This is a genomic window from Clostridium sp. YIM B02500 (assembly GCF_022324665.1).
GTDB lineage: Bacteria > Bacillota > Clostridia > Clostridiales > Clostridiaceae > Clostridium > Clostridium beijerinckii.
The window spans coordinates 36,162-60,793 of the sequence record NZ_JAKGTE010000018.1 but is presented as its reverse complement, the minus strand read 5'-3'; the positions used below and the strand labels follow the sequence as shown (position 1 = coordinate 60,793).

Annotated in this window: 25 protein-coding genes; 19 read left to right on the top strand and 6 right to left on the bottom strand. The window is 30.0% G+C overall.

The genetic code is table 11. The annotated features are described in order from the left end of the window. The first annotated feature begins 56 nt into the window (after positions 1–56). On the top strand, positions 57–473 hold the full coding sequence (locus L1S46_RS15540; RefSeq protein ID WP_012059526.1) for a MaoC family dehydratase: 417 nt from the start codon (positions 57–59) through the stop codon (positions 471–473). 260 nt (positions 474–733) lie between these two features. Here the strand turns inward: L1S46_RS15540 and L1S46_RS15535 are convergent, their stop codons facing one another. From L1S46_RS15535 to L1S46_RS15520, 4 genes are all read right to left on the bottom strand, one after another. Next, complete coding sequence (locus L1S46_RS15535; RefSeq protein WP_012059525.1) at positions 734–1,117, bottom strand: desulfoferrodoxin; 384 nt, start codon at positions 1,115–1,117, stop codon at positions 734–736. A gap of 365 nt (positions 1,118–1,482) precedes the next feature. Continuing rightward, positions 1,483–2,541, bottom strand: a complete 1,059-nt coding sequence (locus L1S46_RS15530) for a galactose ABC transporter substrate-binding protein (protein ID WP_012059524.1) — start codon at positions 2,539–2,541, stop codon at positions 1,483–1,485. A 295-nt stretch (positions 2,542–2,836) separates the two neighbouring features. Next, complete coding sequence (locus L1S46_RS15525) at positions 2,837–3,958, bottom strand: DNA alkylation repair protein (protein WP_238900379.1); 1,122 nt, start codon at positions 3,956–3,958, stop codon at positions 2,837–2,839. Positions 3,959–4,116: 158 nt separating this feature from the next. After that, positions 4,117–5,031, bottom strand: coding sequence for a YafY family protein (locus L1S46_RS15520; RefSeq protein ID WP_238900378.1), 915 nt, complete (start codon positions 5,029–5,031; stop codon positions 4,117–4,119). Between the two features lie 109 nt (positions 5,032–5,140). Between L1S46_RS15520 and L1S46_RS15515 the strand changes: the two genes are divergently transcribed. Next, positions 5,141–5,566 carry a mannose/fructose/sorbose PTS transporter subunit IIA gene (locus tag L1S46_RS15515; protein WP_238859305.1) on the top strand — a complete coding sequence of 142 codons (426 nt, stop codon included), beginning with the start codon at positions 5,141–5,143 and terminating at the stop codon, positions 5,564–5,566. A 147-nt stretch (positions 5,567–5,713) separates the two neighbouring features. On the opposite strand, the gene L1S46_RS15510 is transcribed toward L1S46_RS15515, so the two are convergent. Continuing rightward, positions 5,714–6,760, bottom strand: a complete 1,047-nt coding sequence (locus L1S46_RS15510; protein WP_238900377.1) for a galactose ABC transporter substrate-binding protein — start codon at positions 6,758–6,760, stop codon at positions 5,714–5,716. A gap of 76 nt (positions 6,761–6,836) precedes the next feature. Between L1S46_RS15510 and L1S46_RS15505 the strand changes: the two genes are divergently transcribed. From L1S46_RS15505 to L1S46_RS15485, 5 genes are all read left to right on the top strand, one after another. After that, positions 6,837–7,043 carry a hypothetical protein gene (locus tag L1S46_RS15505; RefSeq protein ID WP_238859309.1) on the top strand — a complete coding sequence of 69 codons (207 nt, stop codon included), beginning with the start codon at positions 6,837–6,839 and terminating at the stop codon, positions 7,041–7,043. Positions 7,044–7,186: 143 nt separating this feature from the next. Further along, positions 7,187–7,699: a sigma-70 family RNA polymerase sigma factor gene (locus L1S46_RS15500; RefSeq protein WP_026015777.1), complete on the top strand. Its 513-nt coding sequence runs from the start codon at positions 7,187–7,189 to the stop codon at positions 7,697–7,699. After that, positions 7,696–8,148, top strand: a complete 453-nt coding sequence (locus tag L1S46_RS15495) for a hypothetical protein (RefSeq protein WP_023976046.1) — start codon at positions 7,696–7,698, stop codon at positions 8,146–8,148. The genes L1S46_RS15500 and L1S46_RS15495 overlap by 4 nt, the downstream gene beginning before the upstream one ends. After that, positions 8,129–8,656: a hypothetical protein gene (locus tag L1S46_RS15490; protein WP_023976045.1), complete on the top strand. Its 528-nt coding sequence runs from the start codon at positions 8,129–8,131 to the stop codon at positions 8,654–8,656. Before L1S46_RS15495 ends, L1S46_RS15490 begins: the two co-directional genes overlap by 20 nt. Then, complete coding sequence (locus L1S46_RS15485) at positions 8,649–8,954, top strand: hypothetical protein (protein WP_023976044.1); 306 nt, start codon at positions 8,649–8,651, stop codon at positions 8,952–8,954. The genes L1S46_RS15490 and L1S46_RS15485 overlap by 8 nt, the downstream gene beginning before the upstream one ends. A 377-nt stretch (positions 8,955–9,331) precedes the next feature. Here L1S46_RS15485 and L1S46_RS15480 read toward each other — a convergent pair whose 3' ends face one another. After that, a complete protein-coding gene (locus tag L1S46_RS15480) occupies positions 9,332–10,999 on the bottom strand; it encodes an MFS transporter (protein WP_023976043.1) in 1,668 nt (555 codons plus the stop codon). Positions 11,000–11,151: 152 nt separating this feature from the next. Between L1S46_RS15480 and L1S46_RS15475 the strand changes: the two genes are divergently transcribed. The 12 genes from L1S46_RS15475 to L1S46_RS15420 all read left to right on the top strand — a co-directional run bounded on the left by L1S46_RS15475 (position 11,152) and on the right by L1S46_RS15420 (position 24,632). Further along, positions 11,152–11,799 carry a TetR/AcrR family transcriptional regulator gene (locus tag L1S46_RS15475; protein ID WP_017211011.1) on the top strand — a complete coding sequence of 216 codons (648 nt, stop codon included), beginning with the start codon at positions 11,152–11,154 and terminating at the stop codon, positions 11,797–11,799. 418 nt (positions 11,800–12,217) lie between these two features. Further along, positions 12,218–12,562, top strand: a complete 345-nt coding sequence (locus tag L1S46_RS15470; RefSeq protein WP_238900376.1) for a hypothetical protein — start codon at positions 12,218–12,220, stop codon at positions 12,560–12,562. 815 nt (positions 12,563–13,377) lie between these two features. After that, positions 13,378–14,187 carry an ABC transporter permease subunit gene (locus L1S46_RS15465; RefSeq protein WP_023976042.1) on the top strand — a complete coding sequence of 270 codons (810 nt, stop codon included), beginning with the start codon at positions 13,378–13,380 and terminating at the stop codon, positions 14,185–14,187. Between the two features lie 98 nt (positions 14,188–14,285). Continuing rightward, the gene (locus tag L1S46_RS15460) at positions 14,286–15,326 is read left to right on the top strand and encodes an aliphatic sulfonate ABC transporter substrate-binding protein (protein WP_238900375.1); all 1,041 of its coding nucleotides are present in this window, start codon (positions 14,286–14,288) and stop codon (positions 15,324–15,326) included. A 15-nt stretch (positions 15,327–15,341) separates the two neighbouring features. Then, on the top strand, positions 15,342–16,169 hold the full coding sequence (locus tag L1S46_RS15455; RefSeq protein WP_238900374.1) for an ABC transporter ATP-binding protein: 828 nt from the start codon (positions 15,342–15,344) through the stop codon (positions 16,167–16,169). Positions 16,170–16,310: 141 nt separating this feature from the next. Beyond that, positions 16,311–18,359, top strand: a complete 2,049-nt coding sequence (locus tag L1S46_RS15450) for an alkaline phosphatase family protein (RefSeq protein ID WP_238900373.1) — start codon at positions 16,311–16,313, stop codon at positions 18,357–18,359. 242 nt (positions 18,360–18,601) lie between these two features. Beyond that, entirely contained in the window at positions 18,602–18,928 is a 327-nt protein-coding gene (locus L1S46_RS15445) for a thioredoxin family protein (protein ID WP_238900372.1), read from the top strand. An 8-nt stretch (positions 18,929–18,936) separates the two neighbouring features. Continuing rightward, the gene (trxB, locus tag L1S46_RS15440; RefSeq protein WP_238900371.1) at positions 18,937–20,160 is read left to right on the top strand and encodes a thioredoxin-disulfide reductase; all 1,224 of its coding nucleotides are present in this window, start codon (positions 18,937–18,939) and stop codon (positions 20,158–20,160) included. Between the two features lie 339 nt (positions 20,161–20,499). Further along, the gene (locus L1S46_RS15435; protein ID WP_023976038.1) at positions 20,500–21,837 is read left to right on the top strand and encodes a hemolysin family protein; all 1,338 of its coding nucleotides are present in this window, start codon (positions 20,500–20,502) and stop codon (positions 21,835–21,837) included. A 392-nt stretch (positions 21,838–22,229) separates the two neighbouring features. After that, positions 22,230–22,865 carry a DUF975 family protein gene (locus L1S46_RS15430; protein WP_238900370.1) on the top strand — a complete coding sequence of 212 codons (636 nt, stop codon included), beginning with the start codon at positions 22,230–22,232 and terminating at the stop codon, positions 22,863–22,865. A 310-nt stretch (positions 22,866–23,175) separates the two neighbouring features. After that, complete coding sequence (locus tag L1S46_RS15425; protein ID WP_238900369.1) at positions 23,176–23,880, top strand: lantibiotic protection ABC transporter ATP-binding protein; 705 nt, start codon at positions 23,176–23,178, stop codon at positions 23,878–23,880. 2 nt (positions 23,881–23,882) lie between these two features. Beyond that, entirely contained in the window at positions 23,883–24,632 is a 750-nt protein-coding gene (locus L1S46_RS15420; RefSeq protein ID WP_238900405.1) for a lantibiotic immunity ABC transporter MutE/EpiE family permease subunit, read from the top strand.

Here is a 24,632-nt window from a genome sequence, read left to right as displayed (position 1 = left end):
GAAAATACTTACAAATAATATTTTGAAAATTATATAGCAAAGAAGGGGGAGTACTAGTGAAAGGATTAACTATAAAGGAATTAAAGATTGGAGATAAGGCATCTTTTCAAAAGACTATTACAGAAACTGATGTATATTTATATGCCGGAATAACAGGAGATTTAAATCCGGCTCATATAAATCAAGTTGAATCAGAAAAAACAATGTTTCAAGGTAGAATTGCTCATGGAATGTTAACTGCTGGCTTAGTATCTGCAGTATTAGGAATGCAATTGCCAGGTCCAGGTTCAATTTATCTTGGACAAGAACTAAAATTTACGGCTCCAGTAAAAATAGGAGATACAATTAAGGCTGAAGTAGAAGTGATAGAAAGAATTGAAGATAAAAATAGAATAAAATTAAGTACTATATGTACAAATCAAGATGGTGTTCAAGTGCTTAAAGGCATAGCAACAATAATGCCTCCTAAATAAAGACAAGCTCAAAAACAATGTGAATTTCATTAATTTGAAGTTCACATTGTTTTTATACATTAACTAAAAATATAAAAAATAATGAATGGATCTGCTTTGTATTATATGAAAGTATATTATTTTCTTAGAAGGATTTATGTATTAATGTTGAAGTGGAAGTTTTCTAAGTAAAATATTAAGTCTGTAGTCATTTGATTAAGATATGTAAGTAATAATCAAATGACTACAGACTTCTATTCATTTAAATAAAAAGTTTTTTATTAAGAATTTTTTTCAGCCCACAAACCATGTAAGTTGCAATATTCTCTAGCAAAAAGAACAGGTTCATCTACCTTAAAGAAAGCCTCAGGCTTTTCACCAGGTTTTAAGAATTTTTTATATACGTTACTTTCAGTATGAATTTCAATCCATTCTATATAGTGGTTATCAAGCATAGGATGTTCTACAGAGCCTACCTTTACTAAAACTCCACCTTCAACTTTTTCAATTACAGGAACGTGCTTTTCTGTTGCTCCATCAGTAGTATTTTCAGCTTTAAGCTTCATTGGCTGATTACAACATACTAGTGTACCTCCAGCATTATGAACAACCTCCACAATATTACCGCAAATTTCACATTTATACACTTGTTTCAATTCAGTCATTTTATTACCTCCTAAATTTAATTATAATTATTTGACTATTTCTTCATGATTTTTTTTGCAAGACCTTGGATATAAAGTTTTGCTTTCTGCTAAATAACCAAGTTTAATTGTCATTACAACAGTCTTGTACTCTTTAAATTTATTTCTAAAATGTCTTTTTAATGACTAAGAATCTTAAAATTATTATTTGTGTATATTTTAAGATTAAAATAATCTATGTGTTTAAAATTTAGCTGACATAATTAGAAAAAAATGAGAGTGTTATCTTTAAGACTATTATATACATAATAATTGAATTAGTCAATAATAATTATTAGTTAATAAAATAAATTTATAAAAATTATATGCTTTTATTATCTAATTTTTTATTGAAACATTGGGCCAGTATATTCTTCGTATGGTATACGAATAGCAGCTCCAGATTCATCTAATTTGTATGGTGTTCCTTCAATAGGATTTATTCCATGAACTAAGTTAGAACCTATTGTATAAATAGCGTTAGCCATAACACTAGTATCTTGAACAGGAGAGCCTAACATAAAGCCTTTTGAAATTAATTCTTTAGCTTCAGGAACGCCATCTACTCCAACAATAGGAATTACTTTGGATTTATTTCCAGTGTTATAGCCATATTTTTGTAATGCTTTAGTTGCACCAATTGCCATAGAATCATCATTTGAAATTATTGCTTCCACCTTACTTCCAAGTCTTAGGAATAATGCATCAACAGTATTTTGCGCTGTTTCTCTATCCCAATTTAAAACAGGTGACGCAAGTTCCTCTGTTTTAATTCCAGCCTGCTGTATAGTTGAAATAGAATATGCAGATCTATCTATAGATGTTTTATTAAGTCTTTCACCAATAAGCATAATGTATTGTAATACATTATCTTTATTTTTATCAATTAAATCTTTATGATTATTCCAAGCATCAGTAATAATTTTACCTTGTAAAGTACCAGCTTGTTTTGAATCAGTACCTACATATAGGGCTTTTTTATATGATTTTATAGCATCCATTGTAAGTGGTTCTCTATTAAAAACTATTACTGGAATTTCATATTTTGATATTTTATTAATTAAGTCTCCTATATCGTTAACATTAACCATATCTAGCAATATTAAATCAATTCCTTCATTAAGTTTGGTATCAAGTTCGGCATTTTGTGTTGATTGATTGAATTTCGCATCATAAAATGTAAAGATGACTTCGTTCGGATGTTGATTTTGTATATCTTCAAAATTTTTACGGAGAAATATAAGGTAATCATCATTAAGATCTGCCGAAAACAGGCCAACTCTAATAGTAGTTCTTTGTTTAGAATCTTCTGCAATAGCTGTATTATTGAGAAAGATGCTTCTAAGTACCGTACTAAATATTATGGTAATTGCAGTTATAGCTAATATCTTTTTTAATATTTTCATTTAAATCCTCCAATCCTGTGTACTTATAAATGTATTATACGTTTTAAGAAAAAGTTTATACTTAATCTAAGTATATCTATAAGTTAAAAATAATTTTCAGGATAAATAAAAAAGCCCCAATAATGGGGCTGAAAGTGGATAGTTTAAATCATGAAAACATCTATATTATATGAAATCTTCGTAAAAATATTCATGTAATATGGATATCATTTGAATTCAATATATATTGCGATAATACATTTACAGTGTTTGTTTAATATTATTGATGTCTCTCTCTTTTAATTTCAATAGTAGGTTATTTATAATTATATTTGCCTCCTAAAATATTTAATTTAGTCTGTGCGGCCTCTATACCGTTAACTATAAGAACAATTTTATGAATGCCAGGATAGTGCTTACGGACAGTAAGATCTGTAAAGCTATGTATACGCGTACCTTGTAAATGTGCATTAGGTAACAATGTTTTGTCAGATAAAAAGAATAATTTACGTGATGATTTACCATTTGATTTTATAAAATCAATGCCATATTCCAAGCGGATATGTACTGGAGAACCCCAGCCTATATCCAGTGAATAATTTAACTCACAACTGCCTCCAATTTTAAGTTGGTTAGGTTGAGCAGAGATTGAGGCATTTCTAAATATGGGATTTTCAGCTGAAGAGTTAGTGTAACCAAAGAGTGACATTGCCTTGGGATTAGCTCTTTTAATAAGGGTACGGCAGCCGCGTTTTAAAATCCAATCAGTATTTTGATTATGACATATCCAATTCTCCGCTATCGCTAAAACAGCGTCAGGATTATCTTTTGAAATGTCATTAAGGTTGTTAGCAACACTCTTACGAACATAAAGAGAGTCGTCTTCTTTCAAATTTTCTAACACTTTAAAAACAGGTAATGGATCGGCTTTAAACATCGGAAGAGCTATTCCCCAAGGAAGACGTGGTCGACAGCCTTCACTTGAAAGACGTCGCACATGTTCATTAGGAGATAATGACCATTTCATCATATATTCCATTACACCTCGAGGATCACTCAATAAAAATGGTCGAATCGCAAACTCTGAAGATGACTGTTGAGTGAAACGTTCTAAAGCATCCATAGAGAGCTCAAAGTTCTTCTCTTGATTCCCATAAGTAGCAACAAAATCTGGAAAGAATAGATATGGAAAACCTACGCAACTCTTATTAATAGAGAATAAGATATTTAGGGCATTTTCAAAATCATTAGGAAGGTAGTTACCTAATATTTCAGCTATTCTATGAATACGAGCCTTTAAAGGTAATTCATCCCACGGATAAGCTAAAACTGAAGCAACAAAATCGCTCTTATTAAATTCTGCATAAACATTGTGTATTTTATTTGCAAAATCATTTAAAAATTCTAACGTATAAATATTTTTTAATGGTTCACTCATAAGTATTTCATAATCTCCTTGTAACTACTGTATCAAAAAACTTGATATTTTATTATAATTTGAATTTAAAATATACTAAAATATTTTAATAACGTAATCCTTATACAGTTAAATTTTATTTATTATTATTGTAATAAACTAAACTTGACTACATTATGTCAAGTTTTAGAAGTATATTTATTTATCATGTTACCTAAGCGGTTGATAATTTCGTTTCGAATATCTATAGGCTCTATAATTTCTAACATTGTCCCGAAGGAAAGAAGATAATTATAAATCCATTCACCCTCAGGCATCGAAATGTCTATGGAGTAAGAGCCATCTTTATCGATAGTTATATTTTCTTCATCAAAATCATCGTATACTCTATAGGCACCTTCTGAAGATATTTTTAGTTTAAGATGAATTAGTTCATTGAATTTTTCTGATGGTGAATCATCCATAAGATCTTGTAAATATTGATGTATACAACTTTCATCTGTAATATTAATATCATTCATTCGAGTTATCTTAAAGGTTCTAAACGCTGTTCTTTCAAGACAATATCCTTGTAGATACCAGGCTTTATCTTTAAATAACAATTTAAAAGGTTCAACATACCTATTACTTTTCATACCGTCAGCACTAAAATATGAGAAATTGATTACTTTTTGCTTTAGTATTGATTCTTTTATTAGATTGAAGATCTCTTTTTGTTTTCTTTCACTACCCCAATTAGAAAAATCAACTTCAATCCAATTAACATCACTTTTCTGAAAAAGATTGCTCAATTTTGATAATACGTCATTAATATCATCATATCCTACAGCGGAAAGGCTCTGTAGAGCAAGTAGAATTTTATCCTGTTCAACTTCAGAAAATAGTGATTTATCAAAAATGAATTTATCTACTAATGAAATACCGCCTCCTTTACCTTGACTTGAATATATAGGAATTCCAGCTTGGCATAGAGCATCAATATCTCTATAAATTGTTCTGACAGATACTTCGAAATGCTCTGATAGCTCCCTAGCTGTTATGGATTTTCTTTTGAGTAGAATATATATAATTTGAAACAATCTGCTAATTTGCATAATATCACCTCACATATAAATATATAATATATAACTTGACAATATAATGTCATATTATATCATTAATATAGAGAGCTTAACCTAAAAAACTTTAAAAGGGGTAATTTAAATGATAGGAATAATTGTAGGAACTCATGGAGATTTATCTAAAGAGTTAGTTAAATCGGCAGAAATGATTTATGGAGAACAAAAGAATATTGGATATGTTACGTTTAAGCCAGGAGAGGGAATTGAAAATTTATTAGATAAATACAATAAACTTATACAAGAATTAAATTGTACAGAAGGAATTTTAGTCATGGTTGATCTCTTCGGGGGAAGTCCATTTAATGCTGCTAGTATGATTGCATTAGAAAAGGAAGATATGGAGGTCATAACTGGAGTTAATATGCCAATGTTATTAGAAGTTTTTGCAAGTAGAGATATTTCATCAAGTCTTTCAGAGCTATTAGAGATTGCAAAAAATGGGGGCAAAAATGCAATAAAACAATTAGAGAAACAAACAGCTAGAAATTTAGATGATGACATATTATGAGCAAATAGGAGAACTAAACCTGAATGGGAGGAAGTTCTCCTATTTGCATTTAAGAAAATGTTAATTATAAATTTTATGAGAGTATAAACATTTATATGACTTATAAGAAATTATTTATAGAATAAAGTTTATAAAAATAGAAATTTATTATTTTTTTATATATTCTTGAAAAGTCAATTTGAGTATAGGACTAGTTCCATCAAATTCATAGTTTGTATGACTAAGTGGATGAGCACCAGAAATTAAATTCAGTCCTACAGAATGTATGGCATCTGCATAAGCACGAGTATCTTGAATAACTGTACCTGTCATAATGCCCTGATCTATTAGTTTCCTAGATTCTGGTATTGCATCTACACCAACAACTGGAATGCATCTTGAATTGCCGCCTTTATTAAAACCATATTTTTGAAGTGCTTCAATAGCGCCAATAGCCATAGCGTCATTATTAGAAATTATAACCTCGACCTTACTATATAGATTTAGAATGGAAGATTGTATGTCGTCTCTTGCACAATCTTTATTCCAATTACATGTAGACGATAAGAGTTCTTCTGTTTTTATACCGGCATCATTAATTGTTTGAATAGAATATTTACTTCTTAAAGGTGTTGATGGATCGCCAATGGGTCCTTTTAGAATAATATACTGAATTACATTATCTTTATTTCTATCTAGGGTTTCTTTATTAGAAGTCCATGTGTCAATAAGAATCTTTCCTTGAAGGGAACCAGATTGGGCATCGTCCGCACCTATTATAACAGCTCGATTATAAGTTCTAATGCAATTTATTATTGGTTCACTTGGAATTAGTGTTACAATTAGCGGAATATTACGGCTGAATATTTTGCTAAGGGCACTTTGTGAAAAATTTGTGCTAGAGTTAACCAAGTCTACCACAAAAAGATCAAAGCTTTGATTGAATGACTCATCAATATTTTGATTTTGAATAGTTTCATTACCTTTTGAATCAAAGAATGTAAACAGGATTCTATTTTTATTTTCTTTTTCAACTTCCTCTAGATCTTTTTTAAAATTAGAAATAAACGGTGAACTAAAATTGCTTAAGAATACTGCAATCTTAACTTGATTTTGAGAATTAACATTTGGGCTGGCGTATACAGAGATTTCAATGTTATGCAAGAGTAATATTGAAATTATTATAAGAGATAGTGCATTTTTAAAAAGCTTCATTGTTGTCCTCCATAGTTAGTAAATTATTTGAAATACACATAGAGTTAGGTTGTCCCGTTTAAAAAAATTTATTCATGTGGAACTCACAATACGTCATATGCTTTTTTCAAATGGCAGTATAATCTTATTATTTGATAAATTTTATGCAGCTGATAAATCAAGAAATTCAAGGAGTACTGGATTAGGACTTTCTATTGTAAAATTGTTGGCTGAAAAAACAAATGCTAAGTCTGTAGCAGAAATAAATAGTGACATTTTAACTTTAAGAGTCTTATTCTTATAAAATGGTTTATAAGAATAAGACTCTTTATAGTGAGAAAACAAAGATAATTAACTTAAATCAATAAAATTTTTATAATTTTTAAAAAAGTTGAAGTGTTTTTTATTTATTAATCGTTATATTTAATGTAAGGATTAATTAAGGTGGTGATAGATATTGAAAAAGAACAATTTCCAAATTGCATAAAACAATATGAACGGTTAATTATCACTATTTGTTTATCCTTCACAAAAAATTATTTTGATGCTGAAGATTTGGCTCAGCAAACATTTTTATCAGCATATCAAAATTGGGAAGGCTTTGATGGTGATAACCTTAAGGCTTGGCTTGCTAAAATTGCTGCAAATAAATGTAAGGATTATCTTAAGAGTAAGGCAAGAAAAACAGTTAGCTTGTCAGAAGATGAATATCAAGATCTTGAGTATAGAGGAGATTCGCCAGAGGAAACAGTAGTTAAAAAGAATACTACAGAGAGAATACAAATTTTATGCAACAAGCTAAAAGAGCCATATAGAACTGTAGCTATAAATTATTTTTGCAAAGATGTCAAACTATCACATTTAGCAAAGGAAACCGGGCAGAATATTAAAACTTTGGAAACGCAACTTTACAGGTCAAAAAAAATGTTAAAGGATTTATGGAAGGAGGAGTTCATGTGAATAATGGATTATTTGATAAAGAAGGTCATTTAACTGAAGAAACATTAACCATGCTAAAGTTTGATATTTTGGGCGACGAAGAAATGATAGATATATTAGAACATATTAGTGATTGTCAAATGTGTGCTGGTGAATTTGCTGATAGTTTTAAAGAAGATGAACTTGCAGAAGCTCCTTTAGGTTTTCAAGAAAAAGTACAAATTAAAATAAAAAGTAAGAGGCAAAGCAAGATTCAGTTCCGTTTTTATTGTGTTAAAGTTGCAGTTGCAGCTAGTGTGGCATTAGTATTGGTTTTTTCAAATGGATTAAATTCTTTGGTTAATACAGCGACAAATCATGTTAGACCATTGGATTCTAGGATTGTAGATTCGGTTAATGTAAATCTTAATAACTTTTCTGAAAAAATAATTAAACTGGAGGTTTTTAATAATGATCAAGAGAAAAAGTAGATTTTTGACTTTTGTTTTTTCAATGTTGCCAGGTGCAGGACATATGTATATGGGATTTATGAAAATAGGAGTATCTTTTATGTCTGTATTCTTCTTTTTAATATTTCTTTCTTCTTGGCTTAACATAGGACCGCTATTATATATAGCACCACTTATTTGGTTTTATTCTTTCTTTGATTGTACTAATAGAATGAATTTAAATGACGACGAACTTTTACTTTTAGAGGATAAGTACTTGTTTTCTATTGATAAGCTAGCAAAATTAGACAAAGATATATTTGAGAAACGCAGGCTTGCAGTAGGTGTTATATGCTTATTTTTAGGTGTATATTTAGTTATAGAAAATATAATGAGTATTTTAGAACCATATATTCCATACGAATTACGCCGCTTTATTATTTATGATTTAATGAGGGACATTCCTAAAGTAATCATAGGAGTAGCAATAGTTACACTTGGTATAAAACTTATCAAAGGGAAAAAAATGGAGAGTGAGATAGATGATTAAGGGGCGTAAGGTAGGCACATTAACCTCAGGACTTGCTTTAGTTATATTTGGGATAATGTTTTTACTAAGATTGTTTATAACTAATCTCAATGTTCTTTTAATTGTATCAATGTGGCCACTTATTTTAGTAAGTGTTGGAATAGAGATTATCGCAGCTTATATAATAAATAATCAAGAAAAAATGCAATATGATTTTAGTGCAATAATATTAGTTATTATTTTAGTGTTCTTTGCTATGGGAATGGGAGGAGCGGAATTTATAGTTACTCATTCGCCACAGTTTGGAGTAACAATTTAACCGAAATTTATGGAGTAAATATTTCGATTTATAAATTAAAGTTATATTTATTATGATTTAATGGTTAATAGATAAAAAGTGAATAATAAATTTATTATGTAAAAATAATTTAAATGAGTGCATATCATTTTAGCTAGAATGAAGAATTGACTATAGATAGTAATGCATCTATAGTCAATAGCTATGGTAAAAAATAAGCCCAAGACATATCGAACTGTCTTGGGCTTATTTACTGTAATTGAAATTAAGCATCATAATTATCAACAGAATGCTGAAAAATAAATATTATATTGAGAAATAAAACTTCTATATTATAATATGATAAGAATTATTTTACTGAAAATATTAATGCCATTTCAATGATTGTTTCGAAATATTCATACTACGAATTCTGGTTTGTTTTTTGCAAGTTCAGTTTCTTTCATTTTATTAAAAGGTACTGCTGCTAATCCTAAAATTGCAATAACTGCTGTAAGCAAGAAGCACTTATTATAAACTTTATTACTTTCATCATTTTTTATGACAGTCATGTCATCTAAGACCTTATGGATCTCTTTTGTTTGAGTATTAAAGTTCTCTTCTATAGATGGCTTCATTTTATTAGGAACAGAAGCTAACACAGTATCCTCTTTGTCTTTAATTAATTTATCAACCATATCTTTCGAAAAGGAAGTATTTTTGCTTGTGTATGCAGTCTTTATTTTATCAATTATCGTAGATTTCACTTGATCTTCAAGAACTGTATTGTTATTAACAAGTTCGATTATTCTGCTTTTTGAATTATCTATAGATTGAGTAGTGTAATAGCTGCTTAATGTTGAAACTAAGGCTATAGCTAAACATGCAGTTAGTTGCCTAAAGCTGTTCAATATTCCTGAAGCCATACCATTCTTATCTTTTGAAACCTCGTCAAATGCACTTTTATATAATGGAGAGGTTGAAGCAACACCAAGTCCTACTACAATGAATGAGCCATAAATTATCTTCATATTGTTTGAACTATTCATAAATACAAACATAAGATCACCTAAAGATACAAAAATTATTGCTAATAATGAAATAACTCTAGCACCATACTTTTTAGATATAATGCCGAATATTGGAGAGGTGAGAAATGAGACACCGCTTACTATACCTAAAATAAGTCCAGATTTTAAGACAGAATAACCTAATTGGTTTTCTAGATAGAAATTCATTAAATAAGATATAGGCATATAAGCAAAGAATATTACTCCGACTATTATGATTGAAGAAGTAAAGCTTCTTATTTTAAATAATTTAAATTCTATCATTGGATTTTTTGATCTTAATTCATATATTAGGAAAGCAATAATTGAAATTGCTGAGGTTATTATTAAAGTAACAATTTTTGTACTGCCCCAGCCATATGAGCTTCCTTTAACAAGGAAAAAGGTTAGTGCTCCGATTCCGTAAGCTAATAATATAGAGCCAATAAAATCTATTCGCTTTTCAATTGTTCTATCATAACATTCTGTAAGACATTGAGCTCCAAAGATTAAAGAGATGATTATAAAAGGAACATTTACATAGAATATTGCTTTAAAACCAAAGGCTTCATTTAATATTCCTCCAACAACAGGACCAGAAGCTGCAGCTATAGAAATTGTCATACCAATTACAATGGCAAGTTTTGACATAGCATCTTTACCAAATAATTCGATACCTAAAGGAATGGCTAATGGAGCGAGAATTGCAGCACCTATCCCTTGCATTATTCTAAAAATTATAATCATGGAAAGGGAAGTGGAAAGACCACAAAGTATTGATGAAATACCAAATACTATAAGACCAATTATAAATAGTTTCTTTCTTCCAAAAATATCTGCGATTTTAGAGAAGTTTATTAAAAGAGCTGAGAATGGAATCAAGTAAGCGGTACTTACCCATGATATTCCTGTTATATCTGTGTTGAAGTAATCAGCCATAGAAGGCAAAGATACATTAACTATGGTTGAATCTAATACTGTTAAGAAGCAAGCTATTGCCAGTGAGATAAATGCTAATACTTTTTGTTTTTTATTCATGATGACCTCCAAAATCTTTATTATATGAATATGAAATTAAATTCATGTTTATATAATATACTGGAAAAAATTAAAAGTCAATACATGAAATGAATTTCATATTTTATTGACTTTTATTTTTTTATATTTTATTATTTAAATAGGTGATAAAGATGGAAAGAAAGACAAGAATACCAACACAAAAAAGAGCTTTAGAAAAATATGATAGAATTTTAGAAGCAGCTTATAAACTATTTAATGAAAAAGGTTATTATAATACTACGACAGCAGATATATCTAATGAAGCCAATGTAGCGACAGGTTCTGTATATGCCTATTTTGAAGATAAGAAGGAAATTTATCTTAAGGTAATTGAAAGAATTAACAAAAGTTTTGATTATCCAAGTCATGATTATTGGTTAGAAAATGCTGATAAGGAATTTGATAATGCTGAAGTAGTAAAACCACTATTTAAAGTATTTATAAAGATGATGTTAGATTATCACGACTGTTCTAAAACTTTTCATGATGAAATGGAAGCATTAACACTCTTAGATAAAGATGTAGCTGCTTTGAGGAAAGAATATGATGAGCAGAGAAAAGATAAAATCAAAGAAATTTTCAAAGCTTTATCTATACCTTTTAACAGCGAAGAGGAAGAAAGATTATTCTACCATTATTCATTTTTTATAACAGATGATGTATGCCATAAGATTAAATTTGATGATGAAATTAAAGACATAGATTTGTGCATTGAGAAATGTGTTAATATGCTATATTGTCTATTTAAAGATTGTACAAATTATATAAAGGTAACATAGGATATTAATTTACTGGCACGAGTGGCTTTATGGTCAACGTTATCTTTTAACATAAAGATAACGATATGATTAGTATAGTGAAAAATTTTCTTCATAGAAGTACATACTATTTATATATAGATTAAATTTATAGTATTAATATTATTTGTATATATTAAAAAAGCCCCGATAAAGGGGCAAAGAATGAATGCCTAGGTTTAAGAATAAACCCATTTTTAGTATACGTAAAGTTGAAATTTTTATACGAAATTATTGTTGAACTTTTATTAATATTTATGAAAATGCGGAATTTCTATTTTATGAGCAATTATTGGAGTATATATTGTAAAAGCAATAACAAATATAGTAAATTAGCATAGTATATAATTAGAAGTTTAATCAAAAGATTATAAATTTGATAATTTACGGAGGAAAAGAAATGGGATACAGATGTCATAGAAGAAGATATAGAAATTCTAATACTCTTGGAGCTGTAAGTAATAATAATAATAATAATTGTAACGGAACTCTTGGAGAAAATGTACGATGTAATTGTAATAGAACTCTTGGGGAAAATGTTCAATGCCGTTGTAGAAGAAATTATCCTTCAGCTGGTGCATTAGAAGATGCTTATAACCAAGGATATAAGGATGGATATTGTGCAGGAGTAGAAGCAGGGCGTGAAGAAGGATATTGTCAAGGATACCAAGAAGGTGCACAAGAAGGGTGCCAAGATGCAAAAGAAGCTGCTGTAAGGTGCATAAATAGTATTAGATGTAATTAGAGTAATAGATTTTTTATAATAAAAATTAAGAAATAGAGAGAGCAAGGTAGTTGTACAGTGCTGTCTCTATTTGATATTGCTATTGTTTTTATGTAATTTTTATCATAGTTAATGAAAAGCCAAAGTGGGGACATAAGTGTGAATTTTACCTTGCTTGTATTCAGTAGTGTCCGCAAAAGGTTATATAATATAAAAAATCAACATTAAAAGAGGTCGATATCGTCATCAAGAAATAAAAACCAATGAGTTATTCGAAAAGTAACTAGGATGATACTTAAATTTAAGATTTTCATATATTAATACCGTGAAAAAAGTAAGTTATAAAATGCTTAGAGCAAAATAGAGGCTTCAAGCATTTTTTGTTTTTATGATAAAACGTAATTTGGAATCCAATAGTGAAAAATAATTTTCATAAGTACTGTTGAGGGCGTACTTATCTAGTTAGTGTAAATATATATCACAATTATTTTACTATAAATATGAAAAAAATACATGAACTTATTGCGTTGAACATTGAACAGTGATAGTATTACATTGTTCAATAATTGAACTTACTGAACAGCGTAATATTATCAGGATTTATATTAATATATAAACATATTGTAAGTTACCATATATTCCTTAGAAAAATAAATCTTACTTTTTTGATATGTTTTATAGTATTTTTTATTGACAATACTTGGATGGTCTAGTAAGATATATTTAAAATTAAATCATAGTAATTCTATAGGAAAAGTAAAGAAGGGGGATGTGTATGAAAAATAAGAATTTAAAAAATAGCTGTAAAAAGAAATGGGGGAGGGAAATTAATCTATATGAATAATCAAGACACAGCTGCGAGAATAGTGAAAAGAAAAAGAGGTGAAATTTTTTATATTGGCATTTCTTTTACCTCTGTAGTCATTTTCTTTATTGTATGGGAAATTGCCACAAGTAAAGGCTTGATTAATCAAGTATTTCTTCCATCTCCTCAAAAAGTATGGCAGGCATTTATTGAATTAGTTCAGCAAGGTTATAAAGGAGAAAGCTTGTTATCTCATATTGCAATAAGTATGGAGAGACTTTTCATTGCTATTTTTTTTGCGATAATAATTGGTGTTCCTTTAGGACTTATTGCAGGCAGTTCAAGGATTGTAAGGGCGATTATAGATCCGTTTATTGAATTTTATCGTCCGCTTCCACCACTAGCGTATTATACATTAATTGTGCTTTGGTTTGGAATTGGAGATGAATCTAAAATTATTTTATTATTTTTAAATGCATTTGCACCTTTATTAATTGGGGTTATATTTAGCGTTCAAAAGGTACCAATAGATAGAATTAATGGAGCTAAATCTTTAGGGGCAAGTGGAATAAATCTTTTTATTAGTGTTATTTTCAGATCATGTTTACCAGATATATTAACTAGTCTTAGAACAGCTATTGGTGTTGCTTATGCAACTTTAGTTGCAGCAGAAATGGTTGCAGCTGTATCAGGAATAGGCTGGATGGTATTAGATGCAAGTAAATATCTTAGAAATGATATTGTATATGTTGGAGTTATAATTATGGGAATTATAGCAATTATATTAGATTCTTTTGTGAGATTTTTGATTAGGAAGGCTTCACCATGGCTAGAAAAATAAAAAAATAGAAAGTTCTTTATATTGAGTAATAGTAGATTATTAATAAAATCAATCAATGTACAAGCAAGTACATAGAGATATTTAAAGGAGTGTTATTTATGAAAATTAAAAAATATACAGTACTTCTGTCAGCTATTTTATCTATTGGTATTTTAATAACAGGCTGCTCAGGAGCAAAAACAGCTAGTACGACAGGAAATACTCAAGCTTCAGATTCAGCTTTGCCAAAAGAAATACGTTTAGGATATTTTCAGTCTCCAAATGGAGAACTTCTTGCAAAAGGAGAAAAGTTACTTGAAAAAAAATTCCCGGGGGTTTCAATTAAGTATGTTCAATTTGATGTTGGACGTGATGTAAATGCTGCAATGGCTAGTGGATCTATAGATATAGCAACAATTGGTACACCTCCAGGAACAACTGGAATTGTTAATGATCTTCCTTATAAAATTTATTATTTACATGATATAATCGGTTCAAGTGAGGCACTTGTTGCAAAAAATACATCTGGAATTAAGTCTGTAGCAGATATAAAAGGCAAAAAAATTGCAACTCCATTTGGTTCAACTTCACACTATAGCTTACTTGCTGCATTAAAACAAAATAATATTTCAGAAAAAGATGTAACTATTTTAGATATGAGTGCACAAGACATTATAGCGGCATGGAGCAGAGGGGAAATTGATGGAGCTTATATTTGGCAGCCAGCACAATCAAAGCTAGTTTCAGATGGTGGAAAAGTAATACTTTCATCTGAAGATGTTGCTAAAGGCGGAGCTGTTACTGGTGAATTTGGTATTGTAAATAATGACTTTGCAGCTAAGTATCCAGATGTAGTTAAGGCATATATTGATATATTAGATGAAGCTACTAAGTCATATAAAACTCAATCAGATGATGTAGTAAAAACATTAGCAGCAGAACTTGGATTAAGCGCTGAGGATACAAAGCAAGCTATGAATCAAATTTCTGTTTTAGATAAGTCTGAGCAAGCACAATATATAGGAACATCAGACAATCAAGGCAAGCTACCACAAATTTTAAAGGATACAAGTGATTTCTTGTTAACTCAAAAAGCAGTTACTACTTCACCAGATATTGAAACTTTCAAAAAGGCAGTAAGAAACGATTTATATAATTAATAGAGGAGATATAATATGGAATCGTTAGTTGAAATAAATAGACCAGAAGAGAGAAAAGCAAATTGTTCTGTTGAATTAAAGAATGTTAATTTAATATATAAAAATGGAAAAGAGTATTCGAATGTCTTAAATAACATTGAGCTTAAATTATTTGATGATGATTTCGTTTGTGTTCTTGGGCCATCTGGATGTGGGAAAACTTCATTATTAAATGCTATCGCTGGATATAATACAGATATCTCAGGGCAAGTACTTATAAATGGAGCACCTCACACTAAGCCAAATCCAGATGTAGGAGTTGTTTTTCAGCAGCCTAACATCTTTCCTTGGTTAAGTGTTGAAAAGAATATTGAATTTGGACCTAAGATGAAGAAGATTCCTAAAAAAGAGCGAGAAGAAATCGTAAATCATTATGTTGACTTAGTTGGTTTAGAAAAAGCCAGAAAACTGCTTCCTCATCAATTGTCTGGAGGTATGAAGCAGCGTGCAGCAATTGCAAGAACATTAGCGGCAGACTCAAAAGTAGTTCTGCTTGATGAACCTTTTAGTGCATTAGATGCATTAACGAGAGAAGCTATGCAAAAACATCTAAAGAAGATATGGAAAGAAACTAATAAATGCTTTTTCTTTATTACCCATGATGTGGAAGAAGCGATTCTTTTATCAACCAGGATTATTGTGATGAATGCTAATCCGGGAAGAATTGTAAGTGATTTTAAAAATCCACTTCAACAATATGATGATAATAGCTTTAAAAAAATCAGAGTTTCAGAAGAATTTGGAGAGCTTAGAGATTCATTAATAGAATTGATTCAGGGAAATGATTTAGAAAATGAAGTTTAACAAATTATACGCTATATCAAAGAAAGCGCACGATCTATTCACAAAAATAAGTATCAATATTAAGAGTAATAGAAATTTTTTTGTTGATTGTTCTCTTGGTGTAGGTATTAACGACAGAATTGTTGAAGGGAGATAAATATTATGAAAAGAGCAGCACTTACTCAAAAATTATTGGTTTTGGGTGTAGATGGCATGGATCCAAAAGTGAGTCAAAAATTTTTAAAAGAAGGAAAAATGCCAAATTTAAAAAAGCTGATTGAACGTGGTTCAGCTAGAGATGATTTAAGACAAATTGGTGCAATTCCAACAATTACACCGCCTTGTTGGACAACACTTGCTACAGGTGCTTATCCAGGAACACATGGAATTACTTGTTATTGGAGACAATCCCCTGAAAGTCTTGATGCAGTTGTTTATAATATGGATTCGCGTAACTGCACTGCTGAACAGATTTGGAATATCACATCAGAAGCTGATTTAAAAACATTAGTTTGGCATTGGCCAGGCAGTTCTTGGCCGCCAACTTCTCATAGTGAAAACTTAAGTGTTGTTGATGGAACTCAGCCAGGATCTGTTAATATGGGAGTTGCACAACTTGATTGGGAAAAAGTTATTGTTGCTTCGCCTGAAATCGAAGAGGTTCGTTATGCACCAAGAGTCGAAAAGCCAGCAGGTGTTGGTTGCATAATTACAGATTTAGAAGGCACTTTAGACGATGAAGTTGATGACGAAATGATGGAACTTTGGTGGGGAGATACAGCCCGTCAAGGCGGTGAAATACGTACTTATGTTATGGATGATAATGATACGGAAATTGTTATTGGAAGTAAAGTGGCTTATGATATTGTAAATTCTCCACTTAAAGATGCAAAAGGTTGGAAAAACGCGCCAGAAGGAGCAAAAGAATTCACTATAATAACTTCAAGTGGTGTGACTAGACGTCCAGCCTTAATTCTTAAAAATGAAGCTGGTGAATATGATAAAGTAGCAATTTATAAAAATAAGAAAGCAGATGAACCAATCGTAATTCTAGAGAAAGATAAGATGGTAACAGGTATAATAGACGATGTTACAAAGAAAGAAGTGACAAAGCCTGCATGTCGTTCAATGAAGATTTTAGAACTTGATCCACAAGGCAATAAAGTTAGAGTTTGGATTAGTAATGCTCTTGACATCTCCAATGATCAATTATGGCATCAAAAATCTTTATACAAAGATATTACTGAGAATGTTGGACATGTTCCGCCTGTTAGCTTAATCGGTGGAGAAGATGATGAACTAGTAAGAGAAATCTTTGAACCATCCTGGGCAATTTACGATAAGTGGCAGGCGGATTGTCTTAATTATTGCATTAAGGAGAAAAAATATGATGTAGTATTCTCTCATCTTCATAATATTGATTGTGCAGGACATCAATTATGGCATCTTGCTAAGACGCTTGAGCCATGGGATTACACTGATGAAAAAGTATATCAGGAATTTATTGAAAAATTCTATATACAAACAGACGATTATATTGGTGAATTCCTGCATCTATTAGATGAAGGATGGACTGTATTACTTGTAAGTGATCATGGGCTTATGGTTGGAGAAAATGTACCTCCAATTTTAGGTGAATATGGCGGATTAAATACAAAAGTCATGGAAGAGCTTGGGTATACAGTTTTGAAAAAAGATAAAGATGGTAATTCAACAAGAGAAGTAGATTGGGATAAAACAAGAGCTGTTCAGATTCGTAGTAATTATATTTATATTAATCTAAAAGGCCGTGATAAATATGGTATTGTAGATCCTAAAGATAAATATGATTTAGAAGAACAAATAATCTCTGACTTGTATAATTACAGAGATGATAAAACTGGTAAAAGAGTTGTGGGCATATGCCTTAGAAATAAAGATGCTGTCTTAATTGGTACCCATGGACCAGAATGTGGTGATATATTCTTCTCTATCGAAGAAAAATATAACAGACTCCACGGAGATAGCCTTTCAACTTCAGAAGGATATTTTGATACATCAGTTTCACCAATCTTTGTAGCAGCAGGTTCTGGTATTAAGACAGGATTTAAAACTGAACGTATTATAAGGCAAGTTGATGTTGCGCCTTCAGTTTCTGTATTGCTAGGCTTACGTTACCCAGCACAGTGTGAAGGAGCTCCAATTTATCAAATTTTTTCAGAAGATATTTAGGAATATCCGAAAAAATAACAAGTTCATCTGTTTTAATAAAAAATTAGTGCTATCGGAAAGTAAGAACTGTGATAGCTGCTTTTTAAAATAGGCATAAAATTTATAAGGAAAACTAAATAATAATCGAATAGAAGTTTCGCTTATTATTATAATAAATTTATTTAACATATTGATTATAAGGCGTCCGGCATTATAGTCTCTTAAAATTATGGGTTTAAAATAATTATAGAGGAGTGAATAGTATGTCTTTACAACATTTAGACTCTAATGAGTTTGATGAAATTATATATGATAATGCTGAGTCAAGTCTAGTGATTTTTTCTAGAGAAAGCTGTAGTGTATGCCAAGGTGTATTACCAATTTTAGAAGATTTAAAATCAAAATACGATGGTAAGTATAATTTTTATTATGTTGACGTTGAAGAACAAAAGAATTTATTTCAGAGATTTTCTTTAAAAGGTGTTCCTCAAATTCTGTTTTTTAAAGACGGTGAGTACCAAGGAAAGTTAGCCGGTAATGTGGAAGATGATGTAGTTGAAGAAAAAATTGAGGAAGTTTTTGAGGAGTGATTGAAAGTATGAGTGATATGACTAATTCCTACGATTTAATTATCATAGGTGGTGGACCTGCAGGACTTTCAGCAGCAATTTATGGGGGAAGAGCTAAACTTAAAACTCTGGTAATTAATAAAGGAGTAGTTGGAGGTCTCGTAAATACAACAAGGGAAATAGTTAATTATCCTGGTTATGAACAAATCAGCGGACCAGAACTTATGAAAAACTTTAAGAAACACGCAGAGAGCTTTGGAGTTGAGTTTCTAAGAGATGAGGTTGTAGATACTAATTTGTCCTTAAGAGAAAAACTCATTACCACTAAAAAAGGAAAGCAATTCTTAGCTAAGGCTATTATTATAGCTTGTGGCAGCGAACCTAGATCATTAAACATCTCTGGGGAAAAGAGACTCCAAGGCAATGGAGTAGCATACTGCGCAACTTGTGATGCAGAGTTTTTTGAAGGAGAACATGTTGTAGTAGTTGGAAGTGGTGATCAGGCCATTGAAGAAGGAATGTACATCACAAAGTTTGCAAGTAAAGTGACTGTCATAGTGCTTCATGATGAAGGAATTCTAGATTGTAATAAAGTAAGTAGCGAAAGGGCCTTCAATAATGAAAAAATGGAGTTTATCTGGAATTCAACCATAGAGGAAGTCCTTGGGAATGAAAATGTAGAAGGCGTAAAAATTAAGAACTTAAAGACTGGAAATATAGAAGAGGTAAACTGCCAAGGAGTATTTTTCTTTGTAGGTATGGTGCCATCAACTAATTTTCTAAAAAATAGCGGTCTTGAAGTTGATTCAAGAGGGTATATATCTGCAAATGAACTTATGGAAACTAGCTTTGAAGGAGTTTATGCAATAGGAGATAATAGAGTTAAATATTTAAGACAGGTTATTTCCGCTGCTGGTGATGGAGCAACTGCGGCTGTGGCAGCTGAGCGTTACATTGAAGAATTAAATGACTTTAATGAAAGTATTCTAAAAAGTGAAAAAAGAGTATTGTTATTATTTTTAGATGCTTTAGTTAATGAAAACTTAAGATTTAGAACACTGCTAGAAGAGGTAAATAGGGAATTAGTTGATTGCTATAGGATTAAAGAAGTAAATATAGCCACAAAGAAAAATCTTATAGGAAAATATAATGTTAGAAATGTGCCTGAAATAATTGTGTTAGATCATGGTAATGAAATTAAAAGATTAAAGTATACAATGGATAAAGAACAATTAAAAAGTCAATTATCCTAACTTGTCATCTTTATGGTAATAGTCAGTAAAATTTATTTCACCAACAAATAAGAATATAAATGTATCGTATAAATACTAAGAAGTAACAGGACTTGAGTTCAGTATTAATGAAAGAGAATATAATAAAAGATTTATATAAGGAAATAAGTTAATTAATGCATATGCAACTCCCAGTATTAATATAATATTTTATAAAATTTAAATATTAGTGAATCAAATTGCTATAACACTTAATATTATATGTAAATAAGGAATATTTGAATTAATTGAAATTTTACTTTAAATATTTCTTGTGATATGATTATATTAAAAAAATTTTATGTTGGAGGAAATATTTTTATGGATTTAGACCCGGAACAGACGAGTATCACGTCACAATTAATTTTAATAGTCATATTGACTTTGATCAATGCATTTTTCGCGTCAGCAGAAATGTCTATAGTATCATTAAATAAAAATAAAATAAAGCTTCTTGAGGAAGAAGGAAATAAGAAGGCCAAGCTTTTATTGAAACTTATGGAAGAGCCTACTAATTTTTTATCTACTGTACAGGTAGGAATAACGCTTGCAGGATTTTTTAGTAGTGCTTCAGCAGCAACAGGACTATCAAAGGATGTAGCTCTTTATTTAAAGGGACTTAATGTTCCTTATAGTGGACAAGTTGCATTGGCATTAGTAACAATTGTATTATCTTATATCACCCTGGTATTTGGAGAACTTTTTCCAAAAAGAATAGCGCTTAAAAAATCAGAAGCTATTGCAATGTTCTGTATAAAACCATTAGTTATTATAGCTAAAATTGCAGTTCCATTTGTAAGGTTGCTTTCAGCATCAACTAATATATTAGTTAAACTGATTGGGCTCGATAAAGAGGATTTAGGTGAAAAAGTATCAAAAGAGGAAATCAAATCTTATGTAGAAGCTGGACTAGAACATGGAGTCATAAATAAGACTGAAACAGAAATGATAAATAGCATATTTGAGTTTGATGATAAATTAGCATGTGAAGTAATGACACCGAGAACAGAAGTATATATGATTAATATAGAAGATCCATTAATGGAATATTTGGATGAATTGATTGATGAAAGATATTCAAGAGTTCCTGTTTACGAAGATGATACTGATAATATAATTGGTATTCTTTATATGAAGGATTTCTTCAGTGAAGCAAGAAAATATGGATTTGAAAATGTGGATATAAGAAGCATATTGCATCCACCTTATTTTGTTCCAGAAAATAGAAATATTGATAAGTTATTTAAGGAGCTTCAAAGTACTAAAAAGCATATTGCTGTATTAGTAGATGAGTATGGGGGATTTTCAGGTATAGTTTCTATTGAGGATTTAATAGAAGAAGTCATGGGAAATATAGATGATGAATATGATGAGGATGAGCCATCAATAGAAGAAATGGATAATGACACTTTTATGATATCAGGTATGCTTTCAATTAATGATTTTAATAATTACTTCGATACAGATATTAAAAGTGAGAATTATGATACTATGAGTGGTTTTATTATTGAAATTCTTGAACGTATTCCTAGTAATACAGATGAACAAGAGATAGAATATGAAAACTTGATCTTTAAAATAGAAGAAGTAAAGGAAAAAAGAATTAGTAAGATAAAGCTTTATATTCAGAAAGATGATGAAATTTTAGCTGTATTATAAGGCTGTAATATAAAATAAAAGTGGCTGTTTTAGAATAAAAGATAGAACAATATAAGTACTGTTTTTTTATTAAAGACTATTTATGTTGTTCTAAAAATTTATTTTATAACAGTCTTTTTATTTGCAGTTTTATAACTGATATTTAATGCAAATTGTGTGATATATCCTTAATTATGAAATATTAATATAGAAGTTAAGTGCAAGATAGATAATTATGTTGAAATTATGAATTACTCGAATGAAAACTTTTACAAAAAGTATATAAATTATACAAAAGATTAATGTATATTTATAAATTCATGCGATTACTGTAAATTAAAATATAAATATAGCATAATGTTAAATCTCCCTGCATAAATATCAAAGGTATTTCAATTTAAGGAGGAATTTTTATGAATACTAGGGCAGAACTGAAGAGATATGCCAAAGATCAACTAAAAGGGAGGTGGGGACTGGCCATTGGAGGAATTTTTGTTGCTGGATTTCTAATTCCAATTATTTTTAATTTAATTTTAAGAGTTGTTAGAGAAAGTTTTGGTTTGAGTTTAATAGTATTTTTAGTAACAATATTTGTTAGTGCAGCAATAGGAGTTGGCATATGCAAATTTTCTCTAAACTATGCTGAAAGAGATAGTAACCCTAAATTTACAGATATATTTTCAGGATTTTCAATAATTCATAAAGCTGTAGGCCTATATATTTTATTGACTATAATTGTTACCATAGGATTATTTTTAGTGATAGTTCCAGGCATTATATTTATATATATGTTTTCACAATCATTTTTTATTTTAGCTGATGATAATAATAAGTCAATAACTGAATGTTTAAAAGAGAGCTCAGCTATTATGAAAGGGCATAAATTTGAGTACTTCGTCCTTACTTTAAGTTTTTTAGGGTGGATAATACTTGGAATGATTCCAATATGTATAGGGCTATTATGGGTGGTTCCTTATATGAACGTCACAGTGGCTACCTATTACTTAAAACTTAGAGATAGTTATACTAATAATGATAAAATAGCATAAAGAACAATAATTTATTATTCAGAAAAAAATATATATATTGCAAAAATAATTCTTTATCATAATTCTAAAAATATTGTAAGAATTTTAGCTGTAATTGTGAATTGTGCATTGTGAATTGCGACATATATATTTATAAAATATTATATATATTAAATTGAAGACTAAAGAAATTATACCTTCAGTAATGCCGTACGAAAGCGTTACTGAGGGATTTTTTATTTTTAAATACAAGTAAGTTTCTTAAATTTCAGTTCCTTATAAATTCCTTATAATTAAGGCTTATTATTTAATTATAAGAGGAGGAGTGAAGATGAACGAATTTATTTTAGAAACAAAAAACTTATGTAAAAACTTTAAAAAGCAAGAAGCAGTTAAAGACATTTCAGTATCAGTTAAAGCGAATTCAATATATGGGTTGCTTGGTCCAAATGGAGCAGGAAAGTCAACGCTATTAAAGATGGTTACGGGAATGCTTAGAGCAAATTCAGGAGAAATCTTATTTGATGGACATAAATGGAGTAGAAAGGATTTACGCGAAATTGGCTCATTAATAGAATCAGCGCCTTTATATGAAAATCTAACGGCAAAAGAGAATTTAAAGGTTCGTACTACAGTACTTGGATTACCGGACTCAAGAATTGAAGAAGTTCTTCATATAGTAGAGCTTGAAGATACAGGAAAAAAGAGAGCAGGACAATTTTCTATGGGGATGAAGCAGAGATTGGGCATTGCTATTGCACTACTTAATAATCCTAAACTTTTAATTTTAGATGAGCCAACTAATGGACTTGATCCATTTGGAATACAAGAATTAAGAGAGTTAATACGATCTTTTCCAAAGAAAGGTATTACAGTAATATTATCAAGCCATATGCTAAGTGAAGTAGAACAGATTGCTGATCATATTGGAATTATATCTGGCGGTATTTTAGGATATCAAGGAGAACTAAAAAAAGGTGAAGATTTAGAAAAATTATTTATGGATATTGCTAAAAGATATAGGAGGGAGAAATAATGATGCTTAAATATTTTATTTCAGAAAATATGAAGATAAATCATACGTTTGTAAAGAAGTTAGTATGGATAGCACCAATTATGGTAATTCTTCTTTCGGGATTTTTAGCATCAAATTATTTTCAGGTTGATATTTATAATTGGTGGTATACGTTGATACTTCCTGGAGTTATCTCGCTAGGCAGTTGCCTTTTATCAAGGATTGATGGTTCTATGAAAAATAAAGCGGTTATATCACTTCCAGTAGATTTAAATAAAATATGGATTGCTAAAATATTGGTGGGAGTAAAAAATATAGCTATTTCTTGTATAGTCATTTTTATAGCTGGAGAGTTAAGTGTGTACTTTATTAAAATGGATAGTATATCACATATTTCGATGTTAAGTGGTTTAGCCGGAACTTTAGTGATCATTATAACCTCAATGTGGCAGGTTCCATTATACTTTTTTCTGGGAAATAAAATAGGACTATTTCCAACTATAGTATTAAGCCTAGCAGTTAATATATTTTCTATAGTTATGGCAGTAAAGGAGTTTTGGTGGATAAATCCTTTTTCGTATACATCTAGACTAATGTGTCCAATTTTAAAATTATTACCAAATGGTTTAATAGCTAAACCAGAAAGTCAAACTTTTACACCAGAGCTACTTAAGAGTTGGGGTATACCTCTTGGTATCGGGATTTCAATAGTTTTATTTATATTGATAACTTATTTAACAGCTAAATGGTATGATAGACAGGAGGCGAAGTAA